Source organism: Dietzia sp. UCD-THP, assembly GCF_000349585.1.
Classification (GTDB): domain Bacteria; phylum Actinomycetota; class Actinomycetes; order Mycobacteriales; family Mycobacteriaceae; genus Dietzia; species Dietzia natronolimnaea_A.
In genome coordinates this window covers 505-961 of record NZ_KB714669.1, presented here as the reverse complement: position 1 = coordinate 961, position 457 = coordinate 505, and the positions used below count along the sequence as shown (strand labels likewise).

Annotated in this window: 1 protein-coding gene; it reads left to right on the top strand. The window is 61.5% G+C overall.

The window, feature by feature from the left end:
• Window positions 1–11 precede the first annotated feature (11 nt).
• Window positions 12–457: hypothetical protein (locus H483_RS39790; RefSeq protein ID WP_042330411.1), on the top strand; the 446-nt coding region annotated here is incomplete at its 3' end.

Sequence of the window (457 nt, the reverse complement as noted above, 5' to 3'; positions counted from 1 at the left end):
CAAGGAGTCTCATGTCCACCTCACGCGCCCTCAAGGGCTTCACAGCGACGACCGCAAGTGCCCTCTTGGTGCTCGGCGGAGTCGGGATCGCGAACGCGCAGAATGTCGTGACCGTAGTCCCCGGAGACAATGGCGACGGCCGCACTGTCATCGTGAACAACCCAGGAATGAGTGTCGACATCATCAGCGTTGACCGAGCGGCGGGAACTGTTGCGGTCCAGATGACGAACAACCTGGGCTTCACGGTCTTCTGCGAGGCACCGAACCAAGACACGACGGCCGGTGCCCGACCGGGAGGCACGGTCTCTACTGCGCCCGTGGTCGAAATGTCGGCAGAGTATTACCAGCGTTTCCCGAATGTCCAGGCTGAGAATCTCAACATCGCATCCGGCTCGGTCACGATGAACTTCTGGCCGCTCGGGCAATTGCTCCCACAGGGCAGTGTTGGGGCCTTGGC